General features: G+C 46.8%; 13 protein-coding genes. All 13 read left to right on the forward strand.

What is annotated here, in order from left to right; translation table 11 throughout:
- Nucleotides 1–7 precede the first annotated feature (7 nt).
- The 13 genes from G9F48_RS04005 to G9F48_RS04065 all read left to right on the forward strand — a co-directional run bounded on the left by G9F48_RS04005 (nucleotide 8) and on the right by G9F48_RS04065 (nucleotide 13,843).
- Complete coding sequence (locus tag G9F48_RS04005; protein ID WP_146276790.1) at nucleotides 8–967, forward strand: polysaccharide deacetylase family protein; 960 nt, start codon at nucleotides 8–10, stop codon at nucleotides 965–967.
- Between the two features lie 39 nt (nucleotides 968–1,006).
- Nucleotides 1,007–2,242, forward strand: a complete 1,236-nt coding sequence (locus tag G9F48_RS04010) for a M16 family metallopeptidase (protein ID WP_165409052.1) — start codon at nucleotides 1,007–1,009, stop codon at nucleotides 2,240–2,242.
- Between the two features lie 78 nt (nucleotides 2,243–2,320).
- On the forward strand, nucleotides 2,321–2,578 hold the full coding sequence (locus G9F48_RS04015; protein WP_003154176.1) for a YlmC/YmxH family sporulation protein: 258 nt from the start codon (nucleotides 2,321–2,323) through the stop codon (nucleotides 2,576–2,578).
- Between the two features lie 156 nt (nucleotides 2,579–2,734).
- Nucleotides 2,735–3,625 carry a dipicolinic acid synthetase subunit A gene (gene dpaA / locus G9F48_RS04020; protein WP_025851250.1) on the forward strand — a complete coding sequence of 297 codons (891 nt, stop codon included), beginning with the start codon at nucleotides 2,735–2,737 and terminating at the stop codon, nucleotides 3,623–3,625.
- Nucleotides 3,626–3,627: 2 nt separating this feature from the next.
- Nucleotides 3,628–4,218, forward strand: coding sequence for a dipicolinate synthase subunit B (dpaB, locus tag G9F48_RS04025; RefSeq protein WP_165409053.1), 591 nt, complete (start codon nucleotides 3,628–3,630; stop codon nucleotides 4,216–4,218).
- A gap of 134 nt (nucleotides 4,219–4,352) precedes the next feature.
- Complete coding sequence (gene asd / locus G9F48_RS04030) at nucleotides 4,353–5,393, forward strand: aspartate-semialdehyde dehydrogenase (RefSeq protein ID WP_003154169.1); 1,041 nt, start codon at nucleotides 4,353–4,355, stop codon at nucleotides 5,391–5,393.
- Between the two features lie 88 nt (nucleotides 5,394–5,481).
- Nucleotides 5,482–6,696, forward strand: a complete 1,215-nt coding sequence (gene dapG, locus G9F48_RS04035) for an aspartate kinase (RefSeq protein WP_025649453.1) — start codon at nucleotides 5,482–5,484, stop codon at nucleotides 6,694–6,696.
- A 30-nt stretch (nucleotides 6,697–6,726) separates the two neighbouring features.
- The gene (gene dapA, locus G9F48_RS04040) at nucleotides 6,727–7,596 is read left to right on the forward strand and encodes a 4-hydroxy-tetrahydrodipicolinate synthase (protein WP_003154166.1); all 870 of its coding nucleotides are present in this window, start codon (nucleotides 6,727–6,729) and stop codon (nucleotides 7,594–7,596) included.
- A 178-nt stretch (nucleotides 7,597–7,774) separates the two neighbouring features.
- Nucleotides 7,775–9,442, forward strand: coding sequence for a ribonuclease J2 (rnjB, locus tag G9F48_RS04045; RefSeq protein ID WP_165409054.1), 1,668 nt, complete (start codon nucleotides 7,775–7,777; stop codon nucleotides 9,440–9,442).
- Nucleotides 9,443–9,557: 115 nt separating this feature from the next.
- Nucleotides 9,558–10,295, forward strand: coding sequence for a ClpP family protease (locus G9F48_RS04050; protein WP_025851243.1), 738 nt, complete (start codon nucleotides 9,558–9,560; stop codon nucleotides 10,293–10,295).
- Nucleotides 10,292–10,501, forward strand: coding sequence for a YlzJ-like family protein (locus tag G9F48_RS04055; RefSeq protein ID WP_003154161.1), 210 nt, complete (start codon nucleotides 10,292–10,294; stop codon nucleotides 10,499–10,501). Before G9F48_RS04050 ends, G9F48_RS04055 begins: the two co-directional genes overlap by 4 nt.
- A 134-nt stretch (nucleotides 10,502–10,635) precedes the next feature.
- Nucleotides 10,636–12,993 carry an FtsK/SpoIIIE family DNA translocase gene (locus tag G9F48_RS04060; protein ID WP_165409055.1) on the forward strand — a complete coding sequence of 786 codons (2,358 nt, stop codon included), beginning with the start codon at nucleotides 10,636–10,638 and terminating at the stop codon, nucleotides 12,991–12,993.
- Nucleotides 12,994–13,117: 124 nt separating this feature from the next.
- On the forward strand, nucleotides 13,118–13,843 hold the full coding sequence (locus G9F48_RS04065; RefSeq protein ID WP_015388224.1) for a GntR family transcriptional regulator: 726 nt from the start codon (nucleotides 13,118–13,120) through the stop codon (nucleotides 13,841–13,843).
- The last annotated feature ends 16 nt before the right edge of the window (nucleotides 13,844–13,859 follow it).

Consider the following 13,859-nt stretch of genomic DNA (forward strand, 5'->3'; position numbering starts at 1 on the left):
GAAGGACATGTTGAAAAAATTCGTGCCGTTTGCCGTTTTTTTATTTCTTTTTTTTGTTTCGTTTGAAATGTTAAAAAACCCGTATACAGTTGATTACATAGACGCAATGAAAAAAGACGCGGTAACTGTGTCAGCATCAAAAGATCCGCTCTATGAAGAATTACTGCAAAAAGCGTCAGAGTATGAAGTGAAGCCGCAAGACGCGCGGATTGATAAAATATGGAAGAGTATACCGGGATATAACGGTTTAAAAGTCAATGTGGAAAAATCCTATAAACAAATGAAAAAGGACGGAGAATTTCACGAAGACGACCTTGTCTATGAGCAGGTAAAGCCGAAAGTCCATCTTGATTCTCTCGCGCCCGAACCCATTTATAAAGGAAATCCCGACAAACCGATGGTCGCTTTCCTGATAAATGTCGCCTGGGGAAATGAATACGTGGAGCAAATGCTGCCTATTCTGAAGCGGCACCAGGTCAAAGCAACTTTCTTTCTTGAAGGGAAATGGCTGAAAAACAATCAGGAACTGGGGAAAAAAATAGCGGCAGACGGACATGAAATCGGAAATCATTCATACAATCACCCTGATATGAGCAAACTGACTTCAGGAAGCATTTCCGAACAGCTTGACAAAACCAATGCACAAATCAGCGAGACGCTCGGCATGAAGCCGAAATGGTTTGCGCCGCCAAGCGGCAGCTTCAGAAAAGCCGTGGTCGACCTTGCGGCGGAAAAAGGAATGGGCACCATCATGTGGACCGTTGACACCATTGACTGGCAAAAACCGTCTCCCGCTGTTTTACAAACAAGGGTGTTGAGCAAAATACATAACGGAGCCATGATTTTAATGCATCCGACTGATCCGACTGCGAAAAGCCTGGATACACTGATTGCAAAAATCAAAGAAAAAGGCTACGCGCTCGGCTCAGTGTCTGACTTAATGGATGAAAACAGGCTGATGAAGTAGCAGGCGGCAGTTGCCTGTCTTTGAATAGGAGGAACAGACTTGATAAAACGCTATACATGCCAAAACGGTGTAAGAGTTGTGCTTGAAAATAATCCAACGGTGCGGTCTGTGGCAATCGGCGTCTGGATCGGGACGGGATCACGTCATGAAACGCCGGAGACAAACGGTATTTCGCACTTTCTCGAGCATATGTTTTTTAAAGGAACAAATACCAGGTCCGCACGTGAAATCGCAGAATCCTTCGATCGGATAGGCGGCCAAGTGAATGCCTTCACTTCAAAAGAATATACGTGCTATTACGCCAAAGTGCTGGATGAGCATGCAAACTACGCACTTGATGTGCTGGCTGATATGTTCTTTCATTCTGCTTTTGACGAAGATGAGCTCAAAAAAGAAAAGAACGTCGTATATGAAGAAATCAAAATGTATGAAGACGCACCGGATGACATTGTCCACGATCTGCTGAGCAAAGCGACATACGGCAATCATTCGCTCGGATACCCGATTCTCGGGACGGAGGAAACGCTTTCATCGTTTAACGGCGATTCTCTCAGACAGCATATGGATGACTTTTACACGCCGGACCGCGTCGTCATTTCTGTCGCCGGAAATGTAACGGAACAATTCATTAAAGACGTGGAGAAATGGTTCGGTACATACGAAGCGAAGGGCAAAGCAAGCGGCATCAGCGAGCCTGAGTTTCATTATGAAAAGCTGACCAGAAAAAAAGACACCGAACAGGCGCATCTCTGTCTCGGTTTCAAAGGCCTGAAAGTCGGAGATCCGGACATTTACGATTTGATCGTCTTAAACAACGTGCTCGGCGGAAGCATGAGCAGCCGTCTTTTTCAGGATGTGCGCGAAGATAAAGGACTGGCCTATTCTGTATACAGCTATCACAGTTCCTATGAAGACAGCGGTATGCTGACGATTTACGGAGGCACCGGCGCGAATCAGCTCGGACTTCTGTCTGAAACCATTCAGGAAACGTTATCGCTTCTAAAACGTGACGGTATCACCCCGAAAGAGCTGGAAAACAGCAAAGAGCAAATGAAGGGGAGCTTAATGCTCAGCTTAGAAAGCACAAACAGCAAAATGAGCCGGAACGGGAAAAACGAACTTCTGCTCGGAAAGCATAAGACCATGGATGAAATTATCGCTGAATTAAATGCGGTCAGCCTGGAAAGCGTCAACGGCCTCAGCCGCCGCTTATTTACGGATGATTACGCACTATCGCTCATCAGCCCGACCGGCAATATACCGGCCTCGTCTTAAGCTGCAAAGCAGTCTGCCTCTATACGGGGCAGGCATTTTTTTTTGCTCCGGGTCATATAGTACAAGGGGGTGGCTATCATGAGGCTCAGTGAACTGTCAGGTAAAGAAATTGTGGACATTAAACGGGCAGAGCGGCTCGGCGTGCTCGGCCAGACCGATTTGGAAATTAATGAACAGGACGGACAAATTACCGCGCTGTTGATACCGACGGTAAAATGGTTCGGATTGCGAAAACAAGGCCACGACATCCGCGTCCCCTGGAACCATATCCAAAAAATCGGGTCAGACATGATCATTTTAGACGTTCCGGGGGAGATCACGCCTCCCGAAGAGTAGATCTTATTCATTTTTTGCAAGCACCGGCTCATACAGCCGGTGCTTTTTTTATGAAAAAGACGCTGTACATTCACCGCCCTTTCTCTTTGCACATACGATGAAGAGGAGGATGACACTTAAAAGATCCAGTAACTGTAAAGAAGGTGAACGTTTCAGATGTTAACCGGATTAACAATTGCGATCATTGGCGGTGACGCAAGACAGCTTGAGATTATAAGAAAGCTGACAGAACAGCATGCCGATATTTATCTTGCAGGGTTTGACCAATTGGATGACGGTTTTACAGGAACCGTCAAATGCAAAATTGATGAGATTCCCTTTCAAAAAATAGACAGTATCATCCTGCCTGTATCGGCAACGACCGGAGAAGGCGTTGTTTCCACGGTTTTTTCAAATGAAGAAGTGGTATTAAAGCAGAGCTATCTTGAGCGGACACCGGAGCATTGCGTCATTTATTCAGGCATCTCCAATGCATATCTTGAGGGGATCGCCAGCGAAGCCGGCCGTAAGCTTGTGAAATTATTTGAGCGGGACGACATCGCGATATTCAACTCGATTCCCACTGTTGAAGGAACAATCATGATGGCGATTCAGCATACGGATTATACCATTCACGGATCAAATGTCGCCGTTCTCGGCATGGGGCGCACCGGTATGACGATCGCCCGGACGTTTGCAGCGTTAGGGGCGAAAGTAAAAGTGGGCGCGCGGAGTTCGGCTCATTTAGCCCGTATATCGGAAATGGGGCTTTCTCCTTTTCAACTTGAAGAGCTTACTGAACATGTAAATGATATTGATATCTGCATTAACACCGTACCGAGCTTGATTCTGAATCAAAGCGTTTTATCGCGCATGACGCCGAAGACCTTGATTTTGGATTTAGCATCCCGTCCGGGCGGAACGGATTTCAAATATGCTGAAAAACAAGGCATTAAAGCGCTGCTTGCTCCGGGTCTTCCGGGAATTGTGGCCCCGAAAACAGCCGGACAGATTATTGCGAACGTATTGAGCAAGCTTTTGGCAGACTTAAAGAAAGAGGGGAAATAGCCATGTCTCTGAAAGGGAAAAGAATCGGATTCGGATTAACCGGCTCGCATTGCACATATGAGGAAGTGTTTCCGCAAATAGAGGCGCTTATCAGTCAAGGAGCTGAAGTCCGGCCGGTCGTGACGTCAACCGTTCAATCGACCGATACCCGCTTTGGGGAGGGGGGAGATTGGGTCAGAAAAATTGAAGAAGCAACAGGCTTTGAGGCGATTGATTCCATCGTAAAAGCGGAGCCTCTCGGGCCGAAACTTCCGCTCGACTGCATGGTCATCGCCCCTTTAACCGGAAATTCAATGAGCAAACTCGCAAATGCGATGACCGACAGCCCCGTCCTTATGGCTGCGAAAGCCACGATCCGCAACGGCCGCCCGGTCGTGCTCGGAATTTCAACAAATGACGGACTCGGTTTAAACGGAACGAATTTAATGAGGCTGATGTCCGCAAAAAACATATATTTCATCCCGTTCGGCCAGGATGACCACGTGAAAAAACCGACATCGCTCGTCGCCAGAATGGATCTCCTTCCGATTACGGTAGAAAAAGCTCTTTTGCACCAGCAGGTTCAGCCGGTGCTCGTACACCATTATGAATAAAAAATCATGATGACAGAAAATCATTCCGGAATAAAAAAATTCGGTCAATCCGTGACTATTCTATGGTAAAATAAAACGTAAAATGCAAAGTCAATTCAACAAATGATGCTTAATTGGCGGAAGGAGTTTTACAGATGGGAAGAGGATTACACGTAGCAGTTGTCGGAGCGACGGGAGCCGTAGGACAGCAAATGCTGAAAACACTGGAAGACAGAAACTTTGAAATCGAAACACTCACACTACTATCCTCAAAGCGTTCTGCTGGTACGAAAGTAACGTTTAAAGGCGAAGAATATACAGTGCAGGAAGCTGTTCCTGAAAGCTTCGAAGGCGTTCATATCGCGTTATTCAGCGCCGGCGGAAGCGTATCACAAAGCTTGGCGCCTGAGGCTGTAAAACGGGGAGCCATCGTGATTGACAATACGAGCGCATTCCGTATGGACGAAAATACACCGCTCGTGGTGCCTGAGGTGAACGAAGGTGATCTGCACAAACATAACGGCATTATCGCCAACCCTAACTGTTCAACGATTCAGATGGTGGCTGCGCTTGAACCGATCCGTAAAGCGTACGGTTTGAAAAAAGTCATTGTATCTACTTACCAAGCTGTGTCCGGAGCCGGCAATGAAGCGGCGAAAGAATTGTACAGCCAGACAAAGGCGATTTTAAACAATGAACCCGCAGAACCGTCCATTATGCCGGTTAAAGGCGACAAAAAGCATTATCAAATCGCATTTAACGCCATTCCGCAAATTGATAAATTCCAAGACAACGGCTATACGTTTGAGGAAATGAAAATGATTAATGAAACGAAAAAAATTATGCATATGCCGAAGCTGGAAGTGGCTGCGACATGTGTCAGACTGCCGATTGAAACAGGGCACTCAGAATCTGTTTACATTGAGCTTGACCGTGATGACGCAACCGTTGAAGATATTAAACAGCTTTTAAAAGAAGCTCCGGGTGTTACGCTTCAGGATGATCCGGCGGAGCAGCTTTACCCGATGCCTGCTGATTGCGTCGGCAAACGCGATGTATTTGTAGGAAGAATCCGGAAAGATTTGGACAGAGCAAACGGTTTTCATTTGTGGGTTGTTTCTGATAACCTGTTAAAAGGCGCCGCTTGGAACTCAGTTCAAATCGCGGAAAGCCTGCAAAAACTGAACCTCGTATAAAACAAACGTATTTTCTATAGGCGAACAGAAGAGAGTAAGGCTCTGCCTGCTCTCTTCTGTTACGTCAGACTAATTTGGAGTGAAAATAGTGAAGATCATTGTTCAAAAATTCGGCGGAACATCCGTAAAAGATGACAAAGGCCGCAAGCTTGCGCTAGCACACATTAAAGATGCCATAAGTGAAGGTTATAAGGTTGTCGTTGTCGTATCGGCGATGGGAAGAAAAGGAGACCCGTACGCGACAGATTCTTTAATCGGGCTCCTTTACGGCAGCCAGTCCGACATTTCTCCGAGAGAGCAGGATATGCTTCTGTCTTGCGGAGAAACGATTTCGTCCGTTGTTTTTTCCAGTATGCTGAAGGAAAACGGCATAAAAGCCGCAGCTTTAACAGGAGCCCAGGCCGGCTTTTTAACCAATGCCCAGCATACTGACGCCAAAATTATAGAAATGAAAACAGAGCGGCTTTTCGCTGCACTCGCCAGCCATGATGCCGTCGTTGTCGCAGGGTTTCAGGGAGCGACTGAAAAAGGCGACACGACGACGATCGGCAGAGGAGGAAGCGATACATCAGCGGCAGCGCTCGGCGCGGCGGTTGATGCTGAGTTTATCGACATTTTTACGGACGTGGAAGGTGTTATGACAGCCGATCCGAGAATCGTGGAAAATGCTAAGCCGCTTCCGAATGTCACATATACGGAAATCTGCAACCTTGCCTATCAAGGCGCGAAAGTCATTCATCCGCGCGCGGTGGAAATCGCCATGCAGGCAAAGGTGCCGATCCGCGTGCGCTCCACTTATTCAAAAGACAAAGGCACTTTGGTGACGTCCCATCATTCGTCCAACGTCGGCAGCGATGTATTCGAACGGCTGATCACAGGGATCGCACATGTGAAAGATGTGACGCAATTTAAGGTTCCCGCCAAAATGGGGCAATACAACGTTCAAACTGAAGTCTTTAAAGCAATGGCAAATGCCGGAATCAGCGTAGATTTCTTTAACATTACGCCGAGTGAAATCGTATATACCGTAGCCGGCAGTAAAACGGAAGCCGCGCGCAGCATTTTGGCTGAATTAGGATATGAACCGACAGTGACGGAAAGCTGTGCGAAAGTGTCAGCGGTCGGCGCCGGAATAATGGGTGTTCCGGGTGTCACGTCAAAAATCGTCTCCGCACTTTCTGATAAAGGCATTCCGATTCTGCAATCTGCCGACAGCCATACGACGATCTGGGTGCTCGTTCATGAAAAAGATATGGTAACGGCCGTAAATGCGCTGCATGAAGTGTTTGAACTTTCAAAGTAAATGTGATTGAATCATGATGAGGTGAAAAAAATGAATGTCGGAAATATATCTACAGCGATGATTACCCCCTTTGACAGTAAAGGGAATGTAGACTTTCAAAAACTGTCTACATTAATCGACTATTTGTTGAAAAACGGCACGGATTCTTTAGTCGTCGCAGGCACGACCGGCGAATCCCCGACACTTTCAACGGAAGAAAAAATTGCACTCTTTGAATTTACAGTCAAAGAAGTGAACGGACGCGTGCCTGTTATTGCGGGTACAGGAAGCAACAATACGAAAGACTCCATTAAACTGACAAAAAAAGCTGAAGAAGCCGGCGTCGATTGCGTTATGCTTGTCACGCCGTATTATAATAAGCCTTCCCAAGAGGGGATGTACCGTCATTTTAAAGCCATAGCTGAAGAAACGTCTCTTCCTGTGATGCTTTACAACGTGCCGGGCAGAACGGTCGCTTCGCTTGCGCCGGAAACGGCCATCAGACTTGCGGAGATTCCGAATATCTCTGCGATTAAAGAAGCGAGCGGCGATCTTGATGCCATTACGAAAATTATTGCCGAAACACCGGAAGATTTTTACGTCTATTCAGGTGATGACGGGTTAACGCTTCCTATTCTCGCAGTCGGCGGAAGAGGAGTCGTGTCAGTGGCCAGCCATATCGTGGGTTCTGACATGCAGCAGATGATTAAAAACTATACGAACGGGCAGACGGCAACCGCGGCACTGATTCATCAGAAGCTTCTGCCGATCATGAAGGAGCTCTTTAAAGCGCCTAATCCGGCTCCGGTCAAAACGGCGCTGCAGCTGAAAGGCCTTGATGTCGGATCTGTGCGTCTTCCTCTTATCCCGCTGAATGAAGATGAACGTCTGAGCCTGAGCAGCGTCATCAGCGAACTGTAAGAAAAAATTTATACAGTTGAAATACGCGGTCATTCTCATTTTTATCGTGAGTTTGACCGTTTTGTATACATATTGGTTTTCCCTAAACCTTCCGCTTCTTCTTGTTTTCTAAAATTGATATCAGTTATAATAGGAACAAGTGATGATGGACGGGTATGAGACTAGGAGGATACAGATTTTGAAAAAGAAAAATACAGAAAACGTCAGAATTATCGCCCTTGGCGGCGTCGGAGAAATTGGGAAGAACCTATATGTCATTGAAATTGACTCAGACATATTTGTAGTGGATGCAGGTCTGATGCACCCTGAAAATGAAATGCTCGGTATTGATGTCGTCATTCCGGATATTTCCTACTTAGTAGAACGGGCTGACCGCGTGAAGGCCATCTTTCTGACACACGGGCACGATGAAAACATCGGGGGCGTCTTTTATTTATTGAACAAGCTGTCGGTGCCGGTATACGGAACGAAGCTTACGCTTGCATTACTGAGAGAAAAACTCAAGCAGTACGGGCATAATCGAAAAGCTGATTTACGTGAAGTTCACTCTAAATCAGTCATTACATTTGAATCAACGAAAGTATCGTTCTTTAAAACGATCCACAGTATTCCGGATTCAGTGGGAGTCAGCTTCAAAACATCACTTGGCTCTATTGTATGCACGGGAGACTTCAAATTTGACCAGACGCCTGCTTATCATCAATCATGTGATATTGGCGAAATTGCCAAAATCGGGAACAGCGGCGTGCTCGCCCTGCTTTCTGACAGCGCCAATGCGGAGCGCCCGGGGTATACTCCGTCAGAAGCATATGTAAGCGGTGAAATTTCCGATGCGATGAACAATTCAGAAAACCGTGTCATCATTGCTGTATTCGCGTCTAATATCAACCGGATCCAGCAAGTGATACAGGCTGCCGTCCAGAACAGCCGCAAACTTGCAATCGCCGGAAAAAATCTGCAAAACGTGCTTCAGCTTGGGCGCAAGCTCGGCTATATTGAAGCCGAAGATGAAATGTTTATTCCTGTGCAGGATGTGAAAAAATATCCGAAGCGGGACGTGGCAATTGTTACAGCCGGAAGCCACGGTGAGCCGCTGGCCGCTCTTACGCGGATGGCCAAGCAGGCGCACAAGCAGCTTAACATTGAAGAAGGAGACACCGTTGTCATTGCATCAACACCGATTCCGGGGCATGAATTGATATATTCCAAAACCGTCAACCTGCTTGCCCGCGCCGGCGCTCAAGTGATTTTCGCCCAAAAACGAGTGCATGTGTCCGGTCACGGTTCGCAGGAAGAATTGAAACTCATGCTTAATTTGCTGAAACCGAAATATTTAATTCCGGTTAACGGTGAATTCAGAATGCAAAAAGCGCATTCCAAAATCGCAGAAGAGATCGGCATGAAACGCAGCGATATTTTCTTGATTGAAAAAGGTGATGTCGTTGAATTCCGCGGCCAGAATGTGAAAATCGGGGATAAAGTCACATACGGAAACGTTCTGATTGACGGCCTCGGAGTCGGCGACATCGGCAACATCGTGCTGAGAGACCGCCGCTTATTGTCACAAGACGGCATTCTCATCGTCGTGATTTCACTCGATAAGCAGAAGAAGAACCTTGTTTCAGGCCCTGAGATCATTACGCGCGGTTTCGTGTATGTCAGAGAATCAGAGGGGTTAATTGTACAAGCTACTGAGCTCGTCCGCTCTATCGTGACTGAAGCGACAGAAACATCTGCCGTAGAATGGTCCACGCTGAAACAAGCAATGCGTGATGCGCTGAATCAATTCCTTTATGAAAAAACAAAACGCAAGCCGATGATCATTCCGATCATTATGGAAGTATAATGTATACAAAGCCGGAGCGCATCATGCTCCGGCTTTGTTTTTGTTCATGTCCCGGATGGAAATCATCATCTTTGTTCATAATACAAAGAGACATTCGGAAAGGGTGAAAGATAAAATGGATCATCGTATGGAAAACACCGAGGAACAGCAGCCCGAAAAATCAGATGCGAAAGACAGCATTATGAGCAAAATTCAGCAGCTGGGAGAGACATCTCTGCCGCAAATGTCCCAAGATACCAATATTCACTGCCTGACGATCATCGGCCAAATTGAGGGGCACGTCCAGCTCCCGCCGCAAAATAAAACAACCAAATATGAACATGTCATTCCGCAAATCGTCGCCATTGAGCAAAATCCGAAAATCGAAGGACTTCTGATCATCTTAAACACCGTCGGAGGCGATGTGGAAGCGGGGCTTGCGATTGCGGAAATGCTCGCATCCTTATCAAAACCGACCGTCTCAATCGTACTCGGCGGGGGCCACTCCATAGGTGTGCCGATCGCCGTGTCATGTGATCATAGTTTTATCGCGGAGACAGCGACAATGACCATTCACCCCGTTCGGCTTACAGGTCTGGTTATCGGCGTTCCGCAAACGTTTGAATACCTGGATAAAATGCAGGAGCGGGTTGTCAACTTTGTGACCCATCATTCAAATATTTCCGAAGAAAAATTCAAAGAGCTGATGTTTTCAAAAGGAAACTTAACCAGGGACATCGGAACGAACGTAGTCGGCAAAGATGCGGCTGATTACGGACTAATTGATGACGTGGGCGGCGTCGGACAGGCGATAAAAAAGCTGAATCAGCTGATAGAGGAACGAAAGGGCGAGGAAGGAAGGATGATTCAATGATCCTTTATACCGTCATGCCCCAAGAAGTCGTTTACGGTCAGGATATAGAGCAAAGCGTGCATGAACAGGTAGATTACGCCGGCGTGCCGCTGCTAGTTGAGATGAAGGGAAATGAAGCTGAAGTCGTACAGATTTTAAGTACGAACCCGATGGATTTTCTGAATCCGGACATCGCTCCGGGACAAAAAATCAAGCTGAAAATCTAACCGGCATTCAGTCCGTTTCTCGGGGGCAAAATATGCTATAATAGGGGAATCCTACAGAAAAATGCAGCCGGCAAAAGGCTGCTTTTCTTCATGATGTATGATTTTACATTTTTTAACGCAGTAAGGTGATGAGTGTGGCAAAGAAAAAACGGAAATCTAAAAAGAAACAAGAGAGTAAGCTCAATCTAAAATACGAACTAAGCGGACTGCTCTGTGTTGCAATCTCGATTATTGCTGTTTTGCAGCTCGGCGTTGTGGGACAGACATTTGTGTACTTGTTCCGTTTTTTTGCCGGAGAGTGGTTTATTTTATGCTTAATTGGGCTCTTCCTTCTCGGAATTTCGCTGTTTTGGAAAAAGAAGAGTCCAAGCCTTTTAACGAGAAGAAAGGCAGGGTTGTACTGTATTATCGCCAGTATTTTGCTGCTGTCTCACGTGCAGCTCTTTAAAAATCTGTCTCATCACGGGTCGATTCGGTCGGCAAGTGTCATCGGCAACACGTGGGAGCTGTTTATGATTGACATGAAACAGCAGGCTGCTTCCCCTGATTTGGGCGGCGGCATGATCGGCGCGGTACTGTTTGCAGCTTCCCACTTTTTATTTGCATCAACGGGTTCACAGATCATGGCGATCGTGCTGATCTTAATGGGGCTGATTCTTGTAACGGGGCGTTCACTGCAGGAAACGCTCAAAAAGTGGACGAGCCCCGTCGGCCGGTTTATCCGCAGTCAATGGCAGGCATTTCTTGAGGATATGAAGACGGTCAGAACGAATATGTCTTCGCCGAAAACAAAAACCAAATCGGGCAAAAAACAAAAACGGGTTCAAAAGAAAAAAGAAATGCCTGAGCCCGAAGAAGAGGATGAGGAAATCATTTCGCCGATCATCCATTCAGAGCCGATTATTTCAAGCTTTTCAGACCGTCAGGAAGAACGCGTCGAACCGCTGATTCCGGAAAAAACGCAGGAGACGGTGCAAACGGCAAAAGATGAGCCTTCCGGCGGCGCTCAAGACAGCGAAACGGCTGCCGCTCCGCCGATGACGTTTACAGAGCTTGAAAATAAAGATTATCAAATGCCTTCATTGGACATCCTGGCTGACCCGAAACATACCGGCCAGCAGACCGATAAGAAAAACATTTACGAGAATGCAAGAAAACTCGAACGGACCTTTCAAAGCTTCGGGGTAAAAGCGAAAGTGACCCAAGTTCATCTCGGCCCGGCGGTCACAAAATATGAGGTGTATCCGGACGTCGGGGTCAAAGTCAGTAAAATCGTGAATCTGAGCGATGACCTTGCGCTCGCGCTTGCCGCCAAGGATATCCGGATAGAAGCGCCGATTCCGGGTAAATCAGCAATCGGCATCGAGGTGCCCAATGCTGAAGTTGCGATGGTTTCGTTAAAAGAAGTGCTTGAATCCAAGCTCAATGACAAGCCGGACGCGAAGCTTCTGATCGGCTTGGGACGAAATATTTCCGGGGAAGCCGTGCTTGCCGAACTGAACAAAATGCCCCACCTGCTTGTAGCGGGGGCAACGGGAAGCGGAAAAAGCGTCTGTGTCAACGGTATTATTACGAGCATTCTGATGAGGGCCAAACCGCATGAAGTGAAGATGATGATGATTGACCCGAAAATGGTTGAGCTGAATGTGTATAACGGCATTCCTCATCTGCTTGCGCCGGTCGTGACAGATCCGAAAAAGGCCTCGCAGGCTTTGAAAAAGGTCGTCAATGAGATGGAGCGCCGCTATGAGCTGTTCTCCCATACGGGTACGAGAAATATAGAAGGCTATAACGACCATATTAAGCGGTCAAATGCCGAAGAAGAAGTCAAGCAGCCTGAGCTGCCATACATCGTCGTCATCGTTGACGAGCTTGCCGATCTGATGATGGTTGCTTCTTCCGACGTGGAAGATTCAATTACGAGACTTTCACAGATGGCGAGGGCGGCGGGAATTCATTTGATTATCGCGACACAGCGGCCTTCAGTCGATGTCATTACCGGTGTTATTAAAGCCAACATTCCGTCAAGAATTGCCTTCAGTGTCTCATCTCAGACCGATTCACGGACAATTTTAGACATGGGCGGCGCTGAAAAGCTTCTGGGGCGCGGAGACATGCTGTTTTTGCCTGTAGGCGCGAATAAGCCTGTCCGGGTCCAGGGAGCATTTTTATCGGATGAAGAGGTTGAGCATGTCGTCGATCATGTCATTACGCAGCAAAAAGCGCAGTATCAAGAAGAGATGATTCCGGAAGAAGTGTCGGAAACACACAGTGAAGTAACGGATGATCTCTATGACGAAGCGGTCGATTTGATTATCGGCATGCAGACGGCATCAGTCTCCATGCTTCAAAGGCGGTTCAGAATCGGATATACGAGAGCAGCCCGTCTGATTGACGCAATGGAGGAACGGGGTGTCGTCGGGCCGTATGAAGGAAGCAAACCGAGGGAAGTACTATTATCTAAGGAACAATATGATGAGCTCTCTTCTTAAAAAGGAGAGAGTTTTCACTGAAAATGATATCACCAAAATCATTCCTATTTATTTTTTTATTAAAACATGATATAGTTGTCCCAATTGTTCAATAATTTATGAAAGTGGTTTACGGAGGGGAAACATGTCTACAAAAGCTGACAATCGTCACTTGTACCTAAAAGTGATTGAGCGAATCAAAGAGGATATACAAAACGGAATTTACACCGAAAAGGAAAAGCTTCCTTCTGAATTTGAGCTTTCAAAATCTATGGGTGTCAGCCGGGCAACTCTGCGTGAAGCTTTGCGTATCCTTGAAGAGGAGCATGTGATTATCAGAAGGCACGGTGTGGGCACTTTCGTCCATACAAAACCGCTGTTTCTTTCAGGTATTGAACAGCTCAACAGCGTGACGAAAATGATTCAGCAGGCGAACATGGTGCCGGGTACGATTTTTTTGTCGTCTCAGGTCATCACGCCGTCTGATGAAGATATCGCTAGATTCCGGCTTGAGCCTGAGCAGGAGCTTTTTTATTTGGAACGCGTGAGAACGGCAAGCGGCACTCCGGTCGTTTACTGTTTAGATACGATTCCGATGCACATTCTGCCGAATTCTTTCTGTCATGAACAGGAATCTATTTTTGATCTTTTGGAAAAAAACTCCGGGTCTGTGATCAGCTATGCCGTTGCTGATATCGAACCGATCGGATATCACGATACGATTTCACCGGTTTTGGAATGCGAGCCGGAGACGGCGCTTTTATTGCTGAAGCAAACCCACTATAATCAGAATGATGAACCTGTGCTGTATTCATTAAATTATTTCCGGGCTGATAAGTTCAGTTTTCATGTTGTAAGAAAACGTTTTTAAGACAGACGCGTCATGT

The organism is Bacillus sp. EKM420B (assembly GCF_011065565.1).
In the GTDB taxonomy this organism is placed as follows: domain Bacteria; phylum Bacillota; class Bacilli; order Bacillales; family Bacillaceae; genus Bacillus; species Bacillus velezensis.

What these genes read in the sequence shown, in the direction of transcription:
- G9F48_RS04005 (WP_146276790.1), top strand. Translation starts at nt 8, where the DNA reads ATGTTGAAAAAATTCGTGCCGTTTGCCGTTTTTTTATTTCTTTTTTTT.
- G9F48_RS04015 (WP_003154176.1), top strand. Translation starts at nt 2,321, where the DNA reads ATGAGGCTCAGTGAACTGTCAGGTAAAGAAATTGTGGACATTAAACGG.
- dpaA (WP_025851250.1), top strand. Translation starts at nt 2,735, where the DNA reads ATGTTAACCGGATTAACAATTGCGATCATTGGCGGTGACGCAAGACAG.
- dpaB (WP_165409053.1), top strand. Translation starts at nt 3,628, where the DNA reads ATGTCTCTGAAAGGGAAAAGAATCGGATTCGGATTAACCGGCTCGCAT.
- asd (WP_003154169.1), top strand. Translation starts at nt 4,353, where the DNA reads ATGGGAAGAGGATTACACGTAGCAGTTGTCGGAGCGACGGGAGCCGTA.
- dapA (WP_003154166.1), top strand. Translation starts at nt 6,727, where the DNA reads ATGAATGTCGGAAATATATCTACAGCGATGATTACCCCCTTTGACAGT.
- G9F48_RS04050 (WP_025851243.1), top strand. Translation starts at nt 9,558, where the DNA reads ATGGATCATCGTATGGAAAACACCGAGGAACAGCAGCCCGAAAAATCA.
- G9F48_RS04055 (WP_003154161.1), top strand. Translation starts at nt 10,292, where the DNA reads ATGATCCTTTATACCGTCATGCCCCAAGAAGTCGTTTACGGTCAGGAT.
- G9F48_RS04065 (WP_015388224.1), top strand. Translation starts at nt 13,118, where the DNA reads ATGTCTACAAAAGCTGACAATCGTCACTTGTACCTAAAAGTGATTGAG.